We start from the raw sequence: 17929 nt of genomic DNA, 5'->3' as shown, positions 1-17929 counted from the left end.
TTCTTATTCTATTATAGGTTTTTTACGATTGAGTTACAACCTCGTGGCACAGTTCCGTAAATCATTCGATGGTGAAGGTTTCTTTTGCTGAAGCGTGATGGTTGGCGTCTTTGAAAATGAATTGGATAGTGTATTCTCCTGCAGGAAGGTCCGCTGTCACTTCGTTGTATGCTGCCGGATATTCAAGGCTTTCCCCTGGAGCCAGTACAAGTTCTTTTATTGCTTGTGTGTACATCATTCCTGTTGAGTGTCTTTTTACGGTTTTGCCGGATTCGTCATATACGGCATAATCATATTCCTGGCCGGAAGAAAAGGTGATTTCCGCCTCTTTGTCCTGGTTGTTTGTTACGGTGAAGAGAAAATTTTGGTCCTGTCTGTCGATTTGACCAGCCAGTTCACCTTCTTTAGTACCTTCAATTTCTAGATTCTTTTTCAATTCCTCCTTCGACTTGTCCGAGTCTTCAGGTGCATCTGCTTCATCCGTATCATCGGAAGTATCTCCTTCATCCTCTATTTCGCTGCCGGAAGAATTGCCATTTATCGAATTAGAACTTTCCTCAGAGGAGTTCCCCCCTGTTCCACATGCAGCGAGCATCATGAAAACTAGTAGCAATATCGTCATTTTATACATCTCTACACCTCCGTATTTGTAATATGGGCAAGTCGAACGAGTGGTTCCTAGCATTTCTTTTACTATATATGAACCATACCCCTCTTTGTATTGTTAGACGCTAAATTATATAAAAGGTTACAGAGAGGTGGATAGGTAAGATGCCTTTTTTTGTAAAAGTTTTACAATTGCGACATATAATGATAGTACAAATGGTCTAAATTTGTAGAAAGAGGTGGAATTAATGAAGATAGTGTTGGACGCAGGGCATGGATATAGTACCCCTGGAAAACGTACACCGGATGGGATGCGGGAGTACGAATTCAATCGAGTGGTGGCACAGTACACAAGACAGGAATTGCTTCGTTATCAGGATGTAGAAGTATTACTCACCCACTCCGATGACAGGGATATCCCTTTGCAGGAACGTACGGACAGGGCAAACATTTGGGAAGCGCGAGCATTTGTCTCCATCCACGCCAACGCCTTTGGAAATGGAGGTTGGAACACGGTCCAAGGGATTGAAACATACACCCCGGTTGTCCACTCCCCCAATTCCGATCGCCTCGCCAGTATGGTACACCGCAGACTTATTCAAGCAACAGGAAGAAGAGATAGAGGAATCAAATCCGAGAATTTCCATGTTCTACGCGAAACGAATATGGCATCGATTTTGTGTGAATGTGGATTTATGACCTATTATCAGGAAGCGCAGCTATTGAAAACGGATAGCTACCGCAGAACCTGCGCGCTCGCCATTGCAGGAGGGTTGGTGGAATACTTCAACTTAAAGCTGAAACCAACTCCACCACCGACTACTAGAATATACAAAGTACAGGTAGGGGCTTTCCGCGCGAAGGAGAACGCAGACAGTCTAGCTGCAGAATTAAACAGAAAAGGCTTTAATACATTTGTATTCAGGGATGAAAACCTGTACAAAGTGCAGGCGGGAGCTTTTTCGCAAAGGGAAAATGCCGATCGTCTAGCGGCATCGTTGAGATCCCAAGGCTATTCGACCTTTATCAGTGTATGAAAAAAGGCCCTCCATGAGGGTCTTTTTTCAGTTTCGACATTTTTCTAACCAAAATTAAGAAAAAAACAGGGAAAATGTACTTATTTATCGAAATATTAAAAAAGAGATAAATGAAAAGGGTTTTAGGGGGATTCTAAGAAAATGAAATCTATTGAATGGTGGCCGAAAATTAAGATCTTCATCAATTCTGTCTGCTTTGCACTCTCGTTGCTTTTATTACTTTACAATATCAGTATAGTGGGGTTTTTCTATTTATTAGTTACATACGGGGAATCTCAGGGGACGATGATCTACTCCTTATTGAGCGTGGCTGGGATTCTTTTGGTCATGATCCCGCTGGTGTTTCGAATGGCAGAAAAGAAGTTCTACCATTTTGCCTTGATAGGCCTACATTTTTTGGCGGCATTTTTACCTATACTGATGAAAAATATGAATGGTGTGTTTGACAGACTATTGTAATTTGTCGAACCGTTGGTAGTTGATGTTTTTCCGGTATCAGGTAGAATTGATATTAATAGAAAAGACGTCCAAAAAAGCTTTAAGAGGTGACGGGATACAGTGAAAAAGGGAATGATTGTGGCCATCCTATTTATTGTCGTTGGTGTTTCATTTATAGGCTATGGCCTTTTTGAAAAAATAAGTATGGATCGGAAAACAGAGGCGGCTCTAAGGGATGCTGTTGGAATGACGAAGGAAAAGGTGGGGGCGAAAGCGAATCCTGAAAAAAAGGAACGTCCTACTAAACCAAATGACTTTGCACCAGAGATAGGAGAAGTCATCGGCCTCCTGGAAATTCCGAAGCTTGATGCCGAGCTTCCGATAGTGGAAGGAACAGATCCTGCAGAGCTTGAAAAAGGGGTAGGTCACTATAGAGGGGCATCCTTTCCGGGAGAACTCGGCCAGATTGTGTTTTCCGGACACAGGGATACGGTATTCCTGCGACTAGGGGAGCTAGAGATTGGGGATAGGTTCTTTGTCAGCATGCCTTATGGAGATTACACGTATGAAATCTATGATTCAAAAATAGTGGATGAGGATGATAGGTCCGTCATCACCTTGCAAAAAGAGAAAGAGGATCTGCTTTTAACAACGTGCTATCCTTTCACACTTACCGGTGCTGCACCAGAGAGGTATATTTTATATGCTAAACCCGTTGATTCTAGATAGAAAACACCTTTCGAGGTGTTTTTTTCTTTCTCTCGGCAGGAAGGAGAAAAAGTTTATAGATACAAAGTAGCTTTTTCTAAAAAGTATTTTAATGTCGAAAATAAGGCTCTGTTTGGAATTATCTGTAGATTTTTAATATATTGATATATCTTTTAGTGAAGTGTTTTTGGCTTGAATAGTGCTGGAATTACTGATTTCCCTTAATTCGACAAAATACACCCATTCTAATTAGACTTCTACTATGATAATATAATGGTAGACTATAAAAGATAGAGAGATAGTACAAAAGTACTGTTTTTTGGAGGGGTTCAAATGATTGATGTTCATTGTCACATTCTCCCAGCTTCCGATGATGGAGCGAGACATATGACTGAGAGCTTGGAAATGGCCAGAGCGGCTGCAAAAGAGGGAATAACGAAGATAGTGGCCACTCCTCATCATAATAATGGGCAGTATATGAATTCAAAGGTAGAGATATTGGAAAAGGTCAAGGAACTCAATGATCGTCTATCGAAGGAAGGGATTGATATATCCATCCTGCCAGGCCAGGAATGCCGTATCTCAGGTGAGTTGTTGGAGCAGTATGAGAATAATGAACTGTTGACGATAAACGATACGGATCGATATGTATTTATTGAACTTCCTTCCAGTCAAGTACCTCTTTATACGGAAAAAATCATCTATGATGTTCAGTTGAAAGGACTTACCCCAATTATCGTACATCCTGAACGAAATGCAGAATTGATAGAAAATCCTGAAAAACTGTATCAGCTAGTGAAAAAAGGTGCCTGTACCCAGATTACAGCAGCCAGTGTAGTAGGGAAGTTCGGAAAAAAAATCAAAAAGTTTTCATTGGATCTGATAGACGCCAATCTTACGCATCTTGTCGCATCTGATGCACATAACTTGAAGAGCAGAAACTTTCAATTGGCGGACGCTTATAAGGTGATTGAGAAAGAATGTGGTAACGATGCAAAGTATTTATTTATGGAAAATGCGGAGTTGCTGGTGGAAGGTTCTATGATCATGAAAGAGATTCCGGAAAGAATCAAGAAGAAGAAGCTGTTCGGACTGCTTGGATAAAAGGGATTTAAGTATAAAAAGAAAGAGGGGCTTGCACGTACTGCAAGCCCCTCTTTCTTTTAATTGTTGGTCGCAACTTCCGAATCGAGTTCTAAGTGATCTTTTAGCAAGTTGGAAAGATTCAATCGATCTTCTTCTCCAACTAAAAGGTAATAAATATTATCTATTCTAGTACCTGATCCATTTACCTGGTGTTGGGTAAGGTTATGGCGAGCGTCTTTATAATTTGACTGGATATTGACCATTTCATCAAAGGTCAAGTTGGTTCGGATGTTATTTCCAAGTATATCAAGGATATCATCAAATTTTGTAACACTAGAAACCGAGGCACCTTTATTAATGATTGCTTGGATAACATCTCGCTGTCTTTGCTGACGGCCGAAGTCGCTATCTGCTGAACGCATGCGTGAAAAGCTTAATGCTTCATCTCCGTTTAACTGAATCTCTCCCTGTGGGAAATGATGCCCGCTTTGGCTAAATTCCAACTTATTCTTAATTGTTACTCCACCAACAGCATCTACAATATCTTTGAAGCTTTCCATATTGACCTGTACGAAATAGTCGATAGGAATATCCAAGAAATTCTCGACTGTTGCAATCGACATTTCAGGTCCCCCAAATGCATAGGCATGGTTAATTTTATCATCAAACCCTTTTCCGACAATTTCCGTTCTTGTATCACGTGGAATACTTACCATTTGCATGGATTTCTGATTAGGATTTACGGTTAACACAATCATAGAATCGGATCGTCCACGGTCTCCAGGGCGTTCGTCCACTCCTAATATCAGGAAGGATAATGGATCTTTCTTATTGAAATCCACTTCTGTAACCCTTTTCTCCGAATTAGGTCTATCTAATGGGGAATGCATCGAACCTGCCGCATCTTCCAATGATTTGTACACACTAAAAACAAAAATTCCGACGCCGATTGTAACAATTCCAAGGACACTTATTAAAATTTTGAACCATAATTTCTTAAACATTCAGCACTCTTCCTTCTTTTAGTTATCTATATTAGATTATATGGTCAAACTTAATCTAAAACAATACATTAATAGGAAAATACTCCTTTTTATTGTAAGTTACTGTAGATATTTCTGTGCACTTTATGGAGGAGTGTTACTTTAACTTTACAAAATGGAGTTAAAGTGGATTTTTTGAGTATATCAAATTATAATGTTTCCTTAGGTGAAACTTGTATTTCCAAAAGTAATTCTATATATTTTAAATCACTATCAAAAAACATTAATTGGATAAAAAGCATCTCCACTATCTTAGGTATTTTGCCAAGGAGGATTAACAGATTATGAATAGAAAAATAGCACTCGTAGGACTAGGGTATGTTGGTTTACCAGTAGCGGTTGAGTTTGGTAAAAACCATCATATTATCGGTTTTGATATTAATGAACATAGAATCAATACATTAAAGCAAGGAATAGATTACACGAATGAGGTAACATCAGAAGACCTGAAGCAAGCAGACATTGAATTTACCATGAATGAATCTGACCTCTCAAAAGCGGATTTTATCATTGTGGCTGTTCCGACGCCAATTTATAAACATAATGTTCCTGATCTTACACCATTAATAAAGGCTTCTGAAACGGTAGGGAGAAACCTGTCTGAAGGGACTATTGTGGTGTACGAATCCACTGTTTATCCTGGGGCAACAGAAGAAGTTTGTTTGCCTATATTAGAAGAGAAGTCAGGACTAAAAGGTGGAAGAGATTTCTTCATTGGTTATTCACCTGAAAGAATTAATCCTGGTGATAAAGAACGTACATTCAGAACCATTACTAAGGTGGTATCCGGTCAAAATGATGAGATTCTGGAAATAGTAGCCTCCGTTTACAATTCTGTTGTAGAGGCTGGCGTCTATAGAGCCAGTACCATTAAAGTCGCAGAAGCAGCAAAAGTGATTGAGAATACACAAAGAGATTTGAATATCGCCTTAATGAATGAGTTAGCTCTGATTTTTGATCGATTGAATATTGATACAGAAGAAGTACTGAAGGCTGCAGGAACGAAATGGAATTTCCTTCCGTTTTCTCCGGGGTTAGTTGGAGGTCATTGTATCGGTGTTGATCCATATTATTTAACTTCAAAAGCCGAAAGTGTTGGATACAATCCGGAAGTGATACTGGCAGGACGCCGAATTAATGAAAATATGGGCAAACATATCGCCACTTCATTAATTAAAGAAATGATAAAAAAGGATATGAAGGTACAAGGATCGAAAGTAACCATTCTCGGCTTAACCTTTAAAGAAAATGTTCCGGATTTAAGGAACTCAAGGGTTATTGATGTAATTGATGAGCTAAAGGAATTCGGGGTAGAAGTCCAAGTTACCGATGCACATGCAGAACAAGAGGATGCATTTAGAGAGTACGGGATTGAGTTAGTGGACTATGAGAACCTGCAACCGGCTGATGCAGTAGTTTTTGCAGTTCCACACCAAGTCTATGTAGAAAAAGGCTGGAGTCAGTTTGCAGGTCTATTAAAAGACAGTTCTGGCGTGGTAGTGGATATTAAGAGCAAATTGGTCAAGGAAGAATGTCCGGAAAATGTAACTTTGTGGAGATTATAGAAAGAGGGAAGAGCTTGGATGCCTTGGTATCCAGGCTTTTTTTTATTTCAGATTCATCCATTTTTCTCTCCATGAATCATCCCTTTACATAGGGAAGTTTACAAAAGAATTACACTGTATTAACATTATCTTTACATGTAAAATTAAGAAGGACTGGGAAAATACAGGATAAACACTGTGTTTTTCTGAAAAGGAGGGCAGACATCCGATATGGCACAAGAAATTTTCAGCCGATACGAATTGAAATATTTAATCCCCTTCGACATGTACTTAATGCTTGTTGAAGAAATGACACCTTATATGAGGTATGACAAATTTGGGACGGAGGGAAAATACAATATTATCAGTTTGTACTTTGATTCGCCGGACTACAAAATCTACTATGAAACTCGGAATAAATTATATTTCCGTCAGAAATTGAGATTACGAGTGTACAATGAAGTGACAATGGAAGATCCCGCTTTTTTCGAAGTGAAGCAAAAGTATAAGAATGTGGTAAATAAAAGAAGGACAAAAATTTCCTTGCAAGACGCATACCGCTATTTAAATCAAAGCGATTTTTCTCTTCCACAAGATTTAAACATTTCCAATCCCCAAACAATGAAAGAAGTTCATTCCTTTCGCTCGCTATATCAATTGCAACCGGAAGTGGTGGTAAGCTATGATCGCCAAGCGTTTCATGGCATTTACGATGAAGACTTACGGGTCACGTTTGATTATAATCTAATGTGCCGTTCTCATGATTTGCGGATTGAAAATGGTCCACTCGGAACGAATTTCGTGGATTCTAATCTAGTCATTATGGAAGTAAAGGTAACCCATAGTGTTCCTTTGTGGCTGACAAGACTTCTAAGTGACTTTCAATGTAAAAAACAAAGCGTTTCCAAATTTTGCACAAGCATCGATTTGATGGCCGAAGAAAGAAAAAGGGATACTGCTTTAGCGAATCCCACGGTCTATACAGGATAAGGGGAAAAACACATGAATAAATGGTTGACACTCACACTAATGATTTTTAGTTTTCTGGCCGTTTTCGGGTTGGCGTTTTTCCTTGCAGCCTCTCCGGATTCCATCGCTCCAAATGAAAAAGAACAGGAAGAGGTTGAGGTGCCTGAACATACTCCTGAATCCAACGAGGAAATTGGGAATCTGTATGTAAGCGTAGATGAACAGGAATTGGACTACTTATATAGCAGAGAGGCTTCAGATGATCAACGGATAAACGTCGCGGTTGCTGTAGACGGAGCATCAGTGGGACATACTGCAGAGCTTAGATTCAGAGGGAACTCTTCTAGAGGCCTTCCGAAAAAATCATGGAGCATCCGTTTCGATTCCCCCAAAGGCTTTATTTTCGGTGGGACACACATGAACCTGAATGCCATGTACACAGACCCGTCCATGATGAGGGAGAAAATCTCGTTTGATATGTTTCAAGAATTGGGGCTTCCGGCACCTCGGACAAAATATTTCAATATTTACGTGAATGGTGTTTTTGAAGGGTTATATCTTCATATTGAACGGATAGACGAATCTATGCTGTCACAAATCGGGTTAAATCCAAGAGGGACATTGGTAAGGGATGAATTCAGACATAATCAGCAACTGGAAAACGTTGAGTCCACCTCCATATTCAGCTTTGATATTCAAACTGTGGAAAATAAAGTGGATTTTCTGGAACAGACCACCAATTACCGGAATAATCCGGACTGGGGAGCTTTTTCAGAGTTCTTGGATTGGGTGTACCAGACCGATCCTGGGCCGGATTTTGCTAGTGAGATTACAGAGCGTGTGGATATGCAGACCTTCATCGACTGGCTAGTTATTCATTTTTTAGTAGCTGATGTTGACGCTTTCTCCGATGACTATTGGATGTACCTTGATACACAAACGGAAAATGCGAAATGGAAACTGATTCCATGGGATAAGGATCTTTCGTTTGGTTCTCATTATCGTCAAGGGGCAGGAACAGGGAACCATTTCTTTGCCTATGAATCTCCTATCCAATCAAGATTTGATAACCAACTGTTACAAAAGTTTCTCGATACACCAGAGTTGCGTTCTCAATTAAATGAGCGGATGCAATACTTGATGACTGAAACCTTTACACACACTTATTTCAAAAACAAGATAGCCGAACTATCTGATACCTTGGCCTTAAACGGCGAATATATGGCGGAAAAGAAATTTCTCTTACATCAACAGAACACCATAGGCGAAAAAGAACACGAGGAACTTTATAAAGAGAATATACTCGACTTCATAGAACTGCGTTATCAATATCTAACGCAATACCTAGAAGGGATAGGGACTGAAAGCAATACTGCGACTCTAGATGTTACCAACTCCAAGGCTGGAGATGTGCTCTATTTTCGAGACCAAGAGGGATGGGTAATCGGAAAGGTGGATGTGGAAAGTATCGAGAATGTCCAAAGCGTAACCTTTACAGTAAAACCATCCAACATCTCGCCTGACATTGACCGCAGCTGGATAATTGAAACGAATGGTGGTAGCTTGAAGGGCAAGCTGACACTCTTTTATCGAAATGATACGGGCTGGATTGGAAAGGAAAACTGGTACGTTGAGGATACGCCAACAGGTGAACAATGGGATTTACAGCTGGCTCAGCTGGGCGGAGCTGATCGAGTGAATACAATAGCATCCTATGTAAATCCATTCTCCAATAAAGTTACAAGTGAAGAGCCTGTAGAACTAAAAGAAAAACAAGAATTTATTTTGATTAAACCATAATAAGGAGGGGAGCTCTTATATGCAGAAAAAGCTCATGCTCATTATTCTTTTAACACTTCCTGTGCTGTTTCTTTGGGGTTTTGTATTCCAAGTCTCACCAAAAGGGATATATTTTGCAGATAAAAGAGTGGAAGAGGCGGTCCGTGAAGTCATTCAGGAGGATGGCCTCATCACCCAAGACCAATTACAAACAATAGAAGAACTAGTTATCCGCGACGCGGGGATCGAGAGTCTGGAAGGATTACATTTCCTCTCCGACTTAAAAACACTGGATCTGCGTGATAACCAGATCACTGACCTCACCCCTATTGAGGGATTGTCCAAACTAGTAGACCTTAATCTGAGGGGCAACCAAATAGCCGATATCTCAACTCTGGCGAATCTCGAAGATCTTAGGATACTCAATATCCGAAACAACCTGATTGAAGATATTTCCCCTCTTTCAAAAACGGTGTACTTGGAGGATATCAACCTTCGATACAACCGAATTACGAACATTGAAGCATTACATGATCACGAATACTTAACAACACGCCTTTACTTAGAAGGCAATCCGATAAAGGATTACAGCCCAATCGACCACTACTACCCTTCCATTGAAGACAAAGACTTCTAACCGGAAGAAAAAGAAAGGTGACAAGCATGAACCAACTAATCGAAGAGTTTTCCAAGCTCGCCAATTTAACGACAAAACTTACGATCGTCCAAGCATTTATCGCCATATTTTTGACCTTCATCCTTACCATCATCATTACACAGGTCTACAAAAGAACACACAAAGGAAACAACTACTCCCAATCTTTTGTCCATACCATCATCATTATGGGTGTCGTCGTCTCCATCATCATGATTGTCATCGGGAACAATGTCGCAGTCGCATTCGGTCTTGTAGGGGCATTCTCCATCATCCGATTCAGAAGCGCCATGGCCGATCCGAAAGACATCGCCTTTATCTTTTTCGGAATGGCAGCAGGAATTGCATGCGGACTAGGATTCTACCTACTTGCCATCCTATTTACCGTGTCACTATCCATTCTGATCTACATCCTGTTCCTATTCAACTACGGACGCAGAGGAGAAGCAACCAAAAGCCTGAAAATCACCGTGCCGGAAAACCTGCACTATGAGAATCTGTTTGATGACATTTTTGAAAAGTATCTAGAAACCTACAGCCTGCAAAAGGTTGAAACCACGAACCTTGGGACGATGATACAAATGGAATACCTCATTAATAATAAAACGGATGTAAGCGATAAGGTCATTATTGATGAGATTAGAGAGCGTAATGCCAATTTGAAGGTTAGTATGAATTATGTGAAGTATGAGGGAAAGTAGATTTCGAAATACCTAAAAAACATATTTAAATAGGTTATAACGTTTATTGAGAAAGTAGTATAATAATTAGCAAATACACTATACTAATGAGGTTAAAAATTGTTATTAGTAATAGATACGAACTGCAAGCATAGAGGTGTACAATATGAAAAAAATTAAGGTAATGACAGTGTTTGGTACACGCCCTGAAGCAATTAAAATGGCTCCCGTGATAAAGGAGATTGAACGGAATAGTGATGTATTCGAACCTATAGTAACGGTTACTGGGCAGCATAGAGAAATGTTAGACCAAGTTTTGGAGTTGTTTGGCATAAAAGCTGATTATGATCTTAATATAATGAAAGAACGTCAAACATTAGTAGAAGTTACTAAAAATGTATTAGGTGAACTGGATGAAGTTTTTAAAAATAACAAACCTAATATTGTGTTAGTTCATGGCGACACTACAACATCTTTCGCTGCAAGTTTAGCGGCTTTTTACAATCATATTACAATAGGTCATATTGAAGCGGGTTTAAGGACCTATAATAAATATTCTCCTTTTCCAGAAGAAATGAATAGAGGGATGACAAGTGTGTTGGCTGATTTGCACTTTGCTCCAACAATTGAAGCACGCCAAAACTTGCTTAATGAGAATATAAATCAAAATAATATTTTTGTGACTGGGAATACTGTTATTGATTCTTTAAAGATAACAGTTAAAAATGCATATACTCATAATTTATTAGCTGCTGAAGGTCGATTGATTCTGCTGACAGTTCACCGTCGAGAAAACATAGGTCAACCGATAAAGAATGTATTTAATGCAATTAAAAGATTAGTAGAAGATTTTCAAGATATATATGTCATATACCCTGTGCACTTAAATCCTGAAATAAGAAAGTTAGCAGAAGAAGCATTGAAAAATTGCCCTAGGGTATATTTAATTGATCCCATAGATGCCTTTGATTTCCATAATTTAATGGCTAAATCATATGTCATATTAACAGATTCCGGAGGAGTACAAGAAGAGGCACCTTCTTTGGGGGTACCTGTTATTGTCCTAAGAGACACAACAGAACGTCCAGAAGGTTTGAATGCTGGAACACTAAGGTTAGTGGGAACTAATGAGAATAAAATATATGAAGAAGTTAAGCAATTATTAGTTAATGGAGAGTTGTATAATGATATTAGTACAGCTGTCAACCCATATGGAGACGGTAAGGCTTCAGAACGAATAGTAGATGTTATTAAATACCATTATGGATTAAGAGAAAATAAACCCTCTGAATTCACATTATATTAAAGCTGTCTTCAAGATTAATAGGGGGAATTTCATGGAAAAATTAGCGCTATTAGGAGCAGGAAGCTGGGGTACTGCTTTAGCGTTAGTCCTGGCAGATAATAATAACGAAGTGAGATTGTGGACATATAAGGAAAAAGTAGTAAGAGAAATAAATACTTACCATACCAACTCTAAGTATCTACCAGGAGTAAACTTGCCTAAAACAATAACAGCAATGTCAAGTATGAAAAATACTATTGAAGATATAGAAGTTATCATCCTAGCAATACCTACTAAAGCTATGAGAGATGTTTTAAGTGAAATGAAAGAATTTCTTTCTGTGCCTGTGACGATTGTGCATGTATGTAAAGGTATTGAACCGGAGACACACCTAAGGGTATCAGAAGTAATAAAATCTGTAATACCGTCAAACCTTATAAAAGATGTGGTTGTACTCTCAGGACCTAGTCATGCAGAAGAGGTAAGTGTTCGGCAACCAACTACCGTAACTGTAGCTTCTGAAAAATTAGAGGTTGCAGAAAAAGTACAGGATTTGTTTATCAATAATCAATTTAGAGTTTATACTAATAACGATATGATAGGAGTGGAGATAGGGGGATCTCTAAAGAACATAATAGCATTGGCTGCAGGAATTTCTGATGGGTTAGGTTTCGGTGATAACGCAAAAGCAGCGTTAATTACCAGAGGTTTAGCCGAAATAGCTCGTTTAGGTAAAGCACTAGGAGCAAACCCGATAACATTCCTAGGTCTAACCGGTATGGGGGACTTAATTGTAACATGTACAAGTATCCATAGCAGGAACTGGAGAGCAGGAAATAGGATAGGCAAAGGCGACAAATTAGATGCAATTCTAGAAGAAATGGGGATGGCAGTTGAAGGTATAAGAACCACAAAAGCCGTTTATCAATTAGCGAAGAAATTAGAAATCGAAATGCCGATAACAAATGCATTATATCAAATAATATTTCAAAAGGTAGATCCCAAAACAGTTGTTGAAAGATTAATGAAAAGAAGTAAATCTACCGAGATAAGCTAGAATTATGATAAGAAAAACCCCATCATTAAAAGATGGGGTTAAATTTTCAATTAATTATAATTAATTCTTGGAGAATATAGTTCTTAAATTACTAATTTTTTCCTGAAAAATGGTTGAAAAAACTTTAAATAGATAAATAGGAATTGCTAAAGATCTTTTTAATCTTGTTGGTTCACTTAATATTCTGTATAACCATTCTAGATTATACTTTCTCCAAAGTAAAGGGGCCCTTTTTGTTACTCCAGCTAATATGTTAAAACTGCCTCCAACCCCTATAAAGATACCTTTTTTAAAATGACGCATATTTTCGTGAATCCATTTCTCTTGCTTAGGATACCCTAAACCGACAAATACTAAATCAGGTTCTCTTTTTTTAATTTCTTCGATAATTAATTCATCCGATTGAAAATAACCATGGTGATATCCAACTATTTGGATGTTCGGGTAAGTTTTTTTTATATTATCGGCACATAAATCAATTATATTAGGTTTTGTTCCAAGTAAATAAATTTTTAGTTTTTGGTTTTGTGATAATCTAAGTAGTTCCTTCATCAAATCAAATCCCGGTACTCTTTCCTTCAATGGTGTTTTTAGTAGTTTTGATGCGATAACTATACCTACTCCATCAGGAATAATGTAATTTGCTTTTAATAGTATTTCTTTATACCATTCGTATTTATTAGCAAACGTTATTATTTCTGGATTAGCGGTTACTATAAATGTCTTTGAATTAGTTTTTATTTGAGTATTTATAGCACTTAATAATTCTTTCATTGTGCAATTAATAAATGTAAAACCTAAAATTTTTACATGTTTAAACATTTTTATGTTACTCCAATTTAATTTGTTAGAATTTAATTAATAAGGTCATTAATTCCATTGTGACATAAGTTGTGAATTTATTCGACATTTTTTTTAAAAAAATAGAAGTGTGTAATATTTTTAATAATTGTTAGCTTAAATTATTCTTTGAGTTTATACCTCAATACTTAATAAGTATCTTAACTAAAGTAGAACGTCATTTAAGATAATCTAATAAAAATTACAAGAAACTTAAAATAATAATCTAATAATGAAAGAGTCTTTAAGTTTAAGGTTATCTTAATGTTCCAAATAATCCCACTGTAAATAATATGAAAAAAAGTATGAAAAATAGTATGTTTTGTAGTATAATGTCAAATATACTTTTGATTCTACTATGCTTATAAAGTAGAGGCACCTAAGGTAATGATTGAAAGAATATCAATGGACTAAAATTCTTTTATCATTTAAGAGGTGCTCTTTATATTTAATAGAAATAAATGGTAAAAAATACATATAAGAGGGGAAAGAGATGAGAAAAATATTAACATACGGAACGTTTGACTTATTACATTGGGGCCACATAAATTTATTAAAGAGATCGAAAGAATTAGGTGACCATTTAACTGTGGCAATATCCACAGATTCATTCAACAAATTGAAAAATAAAAAATCTTATCATAGTTATGAGAATAGAAAAATGATTTTAGAATCTATTCGATATGTAGACAAAGTAATTCCAGAAGAAACCTGGGATCAGAAAATTCAAGATGTTATAAATAATGATGTCGATATTTTTGTTATGGGGGATGATTGGGAGGGTCACTTTGATTTCTTAAAAGATTATTGTCAAGTAATTTATTTACCAAGAACAGAGGGTATCTCAACAACGAAAATTAAAGAGGATCTTTTTGCTGTTACCAATGCTTAGAGAAATAGCTATTAATATATATCTTTTTTTCTTCAAATTCTTTTTTAATATATTTAAGATAATACCACTAAAAAAACGCATAGTTTTTGTTGTCACTTTTGAAGAAAATGTATTGCAAATATGCAAAGAAATTAAAAATAGTAAACATAGTGCACTCGTTACCATTATATGTCACAGTAGAATATTGTGGCAATTAAAAAAATGTTTACCCGAATTTGATATTATTCCTTATAATTCTATAAAATCTAGTTTTTTTCTAAAGAGTATTTTTTTATTGTCAACTTCTAAAACCATTGTTATTGACAATTACTTTGCTTTCCTTTCGGCAATTAGATTTAAAAAAAATGTAGAATGCATCCAAATATGGCATTCTGTTGGTGCGATTAAGACCTTTGGCTTGTTAGATAAGTCGGTGGCAAAAAGAACTGATATTGCCAGAAAAAGATTCGAGAATGTGTATAAGCAATTTGATAAAGTAGTTGTTGGATCTAATAGAATGAAACAGGTTTTTACAGCTGCATTTAACACTCCGCAAGAAAACTTTCTTGAAACAGGTATACCAAGAACGGATGTTTTTTTTAATAGAGAAGAAGTTAATAAAATTAAATTTAAGTTTTTTCAACAATACAAATTTCTAGGAAAAAAAAAGGTTATCTTATACTCACCTACATACAGGGATGAGGAATTGAAAAGTTACAAACTGAAACTTGATTTGGACCTTCTATATAAAGAATTGAAAGAGGATTATGCTCTAATCGTTAAATTACACCCAGCAGTAAATAAAGTGAAATCCTATATAGAGAAATACCCTGACTTTTTAATTGACCTTTCTAATGACTATAGAACGAATGAAATCTTAATCATTAGTGATTATCTGATTACCGATTATTCATCAATCCCTTTTGAATTCGCGTTACTTGAAAAACCCATAATTTTTTATCCTTATGATTTAAACTACTACAAAGATAACAGAGGTTTATTGTTAGACTTTGATACGGAATTACCAGGTCCAATAGCTTATAATACTTCTGAGATACTCAAACTTATTAAAAGTAATCAATTTGATGAAAGAGAAATCACAGATTTCTCCTATAAGTGGAATCATTACTCAATAGGACAGTCATCATCTAACTTTGTAAGGTATTTAATAAAAACTTTATGAAAAATGTTTTATCTGTAGAAAGGAGGAAAAAGGGTTTGGGGATAATTAGATATGTGAAAAGAAGTTCCATTACATTAAAGATATACAAAATACTATTTTCAATAATAGGCTTATTTCCTGTTAAAAAAGATCTAATTATATTTGAGAGCTTTTCGGGTAAACAGTTTAGTTGTAATCCGAGAGCTATATATGAATATTTATGTGAAAAGAATTCTCCTCATAAGATGTATTGGAGTATAGATAAAAAGGCTGAAATAACTGATATCAATAATAGTGTCCTTACTGTTAACCGTTTTTCAATTAAATGGTTATTTTTATTGCCTAGAGCAAGGTATTGGATTTCTAATAGCAGAATGCCTTTATGGATGAAAAAACATAAAGATACAATTTATATACAAACATGGCATGGTACACCTCTGAAGAAATTGGGAGTGGACATAGATGAAGTTGTAATGCCAGGTACAACCACAGATGACTATAAAGAGAATTTTGTTAAAGAGACTGGAAAGTGGGATTATCTAATATCTCCTAATGCATATTCTACTGATATTTTCAAAAGAGCTTTTAAGTTTAATAAAAATATTATAGAAACAGGATATCCTCGAAACGACTACCTGATAAGCAACAACAATTTTGAAAGAATAAATCTTTTGAAAGAGAAATTAGGCATCCCAATAGGGAAAAAAATCATTCTATATGCACCTACTTGGAGAGATGATGAGTATCATCGGAAAGGTGAATACAAGTTTGAGTTAAAATTCGACTTGAATAAATTTGAAAAAGAACTTAAAAATGATTATATAATTCTATTGAGGATGCATTACCTAGTTAAAGAATCATTTGACCTTAGTGGTTATAAGGATTTTATATATGATTATTCTGATTATAGTGACATAAGGGATTTGTATCTAGTTTCAGATATACTAATTACTGATTATTCATCTGTGTTTTTTGATTACTTAATCCTAGATCGGCCAATAATATTCTTTACCTATGATATTGAAAAATATCGGAAGAAAACTAGGGGTTTTTATTTTGATTTAGAAGTAAATTCACCAGGGCCGTTAGTAAAAACATCAAATGAATTGCTAGAACTTTTACAGTTAATTACCAGAACGGAATACACAATATCCGAGAGTCAATTAAATTTCAAGTCTAAATATAGTTATTTAGAAAATGGAAGTTCCACTAAAAAAGTTTTAAAAAAAATATTAATAGAAAATCAAATTTGAAAATGATTTTGCAGGAGGAAAATGATGAAGAGAGTAAAAAAGGCTATAATTCCAGCTGCTGGTTTAGGAACAAGATTTTTACCCGCAACTAAAGCTATGCCTAAAGAGATGTTACCTATCGTTGACAAACCAACCATTCAATTTATTGTAGAAGAAGCAGTAGCATCAGGGATAGAAGATATTATTATTGTTACAGGAAAAGGAAAACGAGCAATCGAAGATCATTTTGATAATAATCCAGAACTGGAAAATAACTTAATAGAAAAAAACAAATTCGATATTTTAGATAAAGTTAAGCATCCTTCAAATTTAGCTAATATTTATTATATAAGACAGAAGGAGCCTAAAGGTCTGGGTCATGCAGTTTGGAGTGCGAGGAACTTTATTGGTAATGAACCTTTTGCAGTTTTACTTGGGGACGATATAGTTCAAAGCGACACCCCATGTATGAAACAATTAATTAATCAGTATGAAAAAACAGGGTCCTCTATAATAGGTGTCCAACAAGTAAAAGATTCAGAGACACATAGATATGGAATTATTGATCCTATGACGAAATTTGACCGATTATATGAAGTCAATAATTTTGTAGAAAAACCAGCTCAAGGCACAGCGCCATCTAATTTAGCTATAATGGGAAGATACATTTTAAATCCTGAGATTTTCTCGATTTTGCAAAATCAAGAAGAAGGTGCAGGAAATGAAATTCAGTTAACAGATGCCATACAGAAGTTAAATGAATTACAAAAAGTGTACGCATTTGATTTTCAAGGTAAGAGGTACGATGTAGGGGAAAAGGCTGGGTTTGTAAGAACTACTTTGGAATTTGCGCTGCAACATGACGAAATAAAAGAAGAAGTGCTTAACATAATGGAAGAATTGTTGAAAAGTGAATTAAGTTTAATTAGCCGATAAT

At 36.2% G+C, this 17929-nt stretch carries 18 protein-coding genes; 15 read left to right on the top strand and 3 right to left on the bottom strand.

All coding sequences use genetic code 11. The features are described 5' to 3' along the window. Positions 1 to 61: 61 nt before the first annotated feature. Positions 62 to 631: a BsuPI-related putative proteinase inhibitor gene (locus tag AB685_RS08195; protein ID WP_047970102.1), complete on the bottom strand. Its 570-nt coding sequence runs from the start codon at positions 629 to 631 to the stop codon at positions 62 to 64. A gap of 223 nt (positions 632 to 854) precedes the next feature. Here AB685_RS08195 and AB685_RS08190 point away from each other — a divergent pair, with 223 nt between their 5' ends. From AB685_RS08190 to AB685_RS08175, 4 genes are all read left to right on the top strand, one after another. Continuing rightward, a complete protein-coding gene (locus AB685_RS08190; RefSeq protein WP_047970101.1) occupies positions 855 to 1643 on the top strand; it encodes an N-acetylmuramoyl-L-alanine amidase in 789 nt (262 codons plus the stop codon). Positions 1644 to 1784: 141 nt separating this feature from the next. Continuing rightward, complete coding sequence (locus AB685_RS08185; protein ID WP_047970100.1) at positions 1785 to 2102, top strand: hypothetical protein; 318 nt, start codon at positions 1785 to 1787, stop codon at positions 2100 to 2102. Between the two features lie 99 nt (positions 2103 to 2201). Then, entirely contained in the window at positions 2202 to 2810 is a 609-nt protein-coding gene (locus AB685_RS08180) for a class D sortase (protein WP_047970099.1), read from the top strand. 312 nt (positions 2811 to 3122) lie between these two features. After that, positions 3123 to 3893, top strand: coding sequence for a CpsB/CapC family capsule biosynthesis tyrosine phosphatase (locus tag AB685_RS08175; RefSeq protein WP_047970098.1), 771 nt, complete (start codon positions 3123 to 3125; stop codon positions 3891 to 3893). Between the two features lie 59 nt (positions 3894 to 3952). On the opposite strand, the gene AB685_RS08170 is transcribed toward AB685_RS08175, so the two are convergent. Further along, entirely contained in the window at positions 3953 to 4879 is a 927-nt protein-coding gene (locus tag AB685_RS08170) for a LytR family transcriptional regulator (RefSeq protein ID WP_047970097.1), read from the bottom strand. Between the two features lie 323 nt (positions 4880 to 5202). On the opposite strand from AB685_RS08170, the gene AB685_RS08165 reads away from it, so the two are divergent. From AB685_RS08165 to AB685_RS08135, 7 genes are all read left to right on the top strand, one after another. After that, positions 5203 to 6483: a nucleotide sugar dehydrogenase gene (locus tag AB685_RS08165; RefSeq protein WP_047970096.1), complete on the top strand. Its 1281-nt coding sequence runs from the start codon at positions 5203 to 5205 to the stop codon at positions 6481 to 6483. Positions 6484 to 6693: 210 nt separating this feature from the next. Then, positions 6694 to 7452 (top strand): polyphosphate polymerase domain-containing protein, encoded by a 759-nt coding sequence (locus tag AB685_RS08160; RefSeq protein WP_047970095.1) that lies wholly within the window; start codon positions 6694 to 6696, stop codon positions 7450 to 7452. Between the two features lie 12 nt (positions 7453 to 7464). Further along, entirely contained in the window at positions 7465 to 9231 is a 1767-nt protein-coding gene (locus AB685_RS08155; RefSeq protein ID WP_047970094.1) for a CotH kinase family protein, read from the top strand. Between the two features lie 19 nt (positions 9232 to 9250). Beyond that, the gene (locus tag AB685_RS08150; protein ID WP_047970093.1) at positions 9251 to 9847 is read left to right on the top strand and encodes a leucine-rich repeat domain-containing protein; all 597 of its coding nucleotides are present in this window, start codon (positions 9251 to 9253) and stop codon (positions 9845 to 9847) included. Positions 9848 to 9873: 26 nt separating this feature from the next. Beyond that, positions 9874 to 10566, top strand: a complete 693-nt coding sequence (locus AB685_RS08145; RefSeq protein WP_053073756.1) for a DUF4956 domain-containing protein — start codon at positions 9874 to 9876, stop codon at positions 10564 to 10566. Positions 10567 to 10711: 145 nt separating this feature from the next. Then, complete coding sequence (gene wecB / locus AB685_RS08140; protein WP_047970092.1) at positions 10712 to 11851, top strand: UDP-N-acetylglucosamine 2-epimerase (non-hydrolyzing); 1140 nt, start codon at positions 10712 to 10714, stop codon at positions 11849 to 11851. A 31-nt stretch (positions 11852 to 11882) separates the two neighbouring features. Beyond that, positions 11883 to 12887: an NAD(P)H-dependent glycerol-3-phosphate dehydrogenase gene (locus tag AB685_RS08135; RefSeq protein WP_047970091.1), complete on the top strand. Its 1005-nt coding sequence runs from the start codon at positions 11883 to 11885 to the stop codon at positions 12885 to 12887. Between the two features lie 60 nt (positions 12888 to 12947). On the opposite strand, the gene AB685_RS08130 is transcribed toward AB685_RS08135, so the two are convergent. Next, on the bottom strand, positions 12948 to 13709 hold the full coding sequence (locus tag AB685_RS08130) for a WecB/TagA/CpsF family glycosyltransferase (RefSeq protein WP_047970090.1): 762 nt from the start codon (positions 13707 to 13709) through the stop codon (positions 12948 to 12950). Positions 13710 to 14220: 511 nt separating this feature from the next. Between AB685_RS08130 and tagD the strand changes: the two genes are divergently transcribed. From tagD to galU, 4 genes are read left to right on the top strand one after another with little or no spacing between them, the layout of a single operon-like run. Continuing rightward, a complete protein-coding gene (gene tagD, locus AB685_RS08125; RefSeq protein WP_047970089.1) occupies positions 14221 to 14619 on the top strand; it encodes a glycerol-3-phosphate cytidylyltransferase in 399 nt (132 codons plus the stop codon). Continuing rightward, a complete protein-coding gene (locus AB685_RS08120; RefSeq protein ID WP_082153556.1) occupies positions 14600 to 15781 on the top strand; it encodes a CDP-glycerol glycerophosphotransferase family protein in 1182 nt (393 codons plus the stop codon). The genes tagD and AB685_RS08120 overlap by 20 nt, the downstream gene beginning before the upstream one ends. A 35-nt stretch (positions 15782 to 15816) precedes the next feature. Continuing rightward, positions 15817 to 17013, top strand: coding sequence for a CDP-glycerol glycerophosphotransferase family protein (locus AB685_RS08115; RefSeq protein ID WP_241773263.1), 1197 nt, complete (start codon positions 15817 to 15819; stop codon positions 17011 to 17013). Positions 17014 to 17037: 24 nt separating this feature from the next. Beyond that, the gene (galU, locus tag AB685_RS08110; protein WP_047970087.1) at positions 17038 to 17928 is read left to right on the top strand and encodes a UTP--glucose-1-phosphate uridylyltransferase GalU; all 891 of its coding nucleotides are present in this window, start codon (positions 17038 to 17040) and stop codon (positions 17926 to 17928) included. Position 17929 lies beyond the last annotated feature (1 nt).

The sequence above is a fragment of the Bacillus sp. LL01 genome (genome assembly GCF_001037965.1).
Note: the sequence above shows the minus strand (reverse complement) of the source record. Positions and strands in the feature narration are given on the sequence as shown.

What these genes read in the sequence shown, in the direction of transcription:
- AB685_RS08195 (WP_047970102.1), bottom strand. Translation starts at nt 631, where the DNA reads ATGTATAAAATGACGATATTGCTACTAGTTTTCATGATGCTCGCTGCA.
- AB685_RS08190 (WP_047970101.1), top strand. Translation starts at nt 855, where the DNA reads ATGAAGATAGTGTTGGACGCAGGGCATGGATATAGTACCCCTGGAAAA.
- AB685_RS08185 (WP_047970100.1), top strand. Translation starts at nt 1,785, where the DNA reads ATGAAATCTATTGAATGGTGGCCGAAAATTAAGATCTTCATCAATTCT.
- AB685_RS08175 (WP_047970098.1), top strand. Translation starts at nt 3,123, where the DNA reads ATGATTGATGTTCATTGTCACATTCTCCCAGCTTCCGATGATGGAGCG.
- AB685_RS08170 (WP_047970097.1), bottom strand. Translation starts at nt 4,879, where the DNA reads ATGTTTAAGAAATTATGGTTCAAAATTTTAATAAGTGTCCTTGGAATT.
- AB685_RS08165 (WP_047970096.1), top strand. Translation starts at nt 5,203, where the DNA reads ATGAATAGAAAAATAGCACTCGTAGGACTAGGGTATGTTGGTTTACCA.
- AB685_RS08160 (WP_047970095.1), top strand. Translation starts at nt 6,694, where the DNA reads ATGGCACAAGAAATTTTCAGCCGATACGAATTGAAATATTTAATCCCC.
- AB685_RS08155 (WP_047970094.1), top strand. Translation starts at nt 7,465, where the DNA reads ATGAATAAATGGTTGACACTCACACTAATGATTTTTAGTTTTCTGGCC.
- AB685_RS08150 (WP_047970093.1), top strand. Translation starts at nt 9,251, where the DNA reads ATGCAGAAAAAGCTCATGCTCATTATTCTTTTAACACTTCCTGTGCTG.
- AB685_RS08145 (WP_053073756.1), top strand. Translation starts at nt 9,874, where the DNA reads ATGAACCAACTAATCGAAGAGTTTTCCAAGCTCGCCAATTTAACGACA.
- wecB (WP_047970092.1), top strand. Translation starts at nt 10,712, where the DNA reads ATGAAAAAAATTAAGGTAATGACAGTGTTTGGTACACGCCCTGAAGCA.
- AB685_RS08135 (WP_047970091.1), top strand. Translation starts at nt 11,883, where the DNA reads ATGGAAAAATTAGCGCTATTAGGAGCAGGAAGCTGGGGTACTGCTTTA.
- AB685_RS08130 (WP_047970090.1), bottom strand. Translation starts at nt 13,709, where the DNA reads ATGTTTAAACATGTAAAAATTTTAGGTTTTACATTTATTAATTGCACA.
- tagD (WP_047970089.1), top strand. Translation starts at nt 14,221, where the DNA reads ATGAGAAAAATATTAACATACGGAACGTTTGACTTATTACATTGGGGC.
- galU (WP_047970087.1), top strand. Translation starts at nt 17,038, where the DNA reads ATGAAGAGAGTAAAAAAGGCTATAATTCCAGCTGCTGGTTTAGGAACA.